The organism is Pseudomonas sp. HY13-MNA-CIBAN-0226 (genome assembly GCF_040310305.1).
GTDB classification, from domain to species: Bacteria; Pseudomonadota; Gammaproteobacteria; order Pseudomonadales; family Pseudomonadaceae; genus Aquipseudomonas; species Aquipseudomonas gregormendelii.
The window spans coordinates 1-283 of sequence record NZ_JBEOPS010000169.1 but is presented as its reverse complement, the minus strand read 5'-3'; the positions used below and the strand labels follow the sequence as shown (position 1 = coordinate 283).

Here is a 283-nt window from a genome sequence, read left to right as displayed (position 1 = left end):
CCATACACTGGGTCGTAACCGACCGCGATCAGCTTATCCAACGCTTCGCCGCTCAGCTCCAGGTCCAGCTCGCGCTCAGCCAGGCGGCTACGCAGGCGGCCCAACTGGATCTCGGTGATGCCCGCGATCTGATCCCGCGCCAGAGGCTCGAAGATCACCACTTCGTCGACCCGGTTGATGAATTCCGGACGGAAGTGCGTGGTCAACGCGTCCATCACCGCCGCACGCTGGGCTTCACGATCACCCACCAATTCCTGGATCTGCGCAGAGCCCAGGTTGGAGG

The 283-nt window shown here is 63.3% G+C and carries 1 protein-coding gene; it reads right to left on the bottom strand.

Annotated features, from left to right (window positions below; all coding sequences use genetic code 11):
- A partial coding sequence (locus AAEZ05_RS28260) for a ClpB D2-like domain containing protein (protein ID WP_502947801.1) occupies positions 1 to 283 on the bottom strand: 283 nt, incomplete at both ends.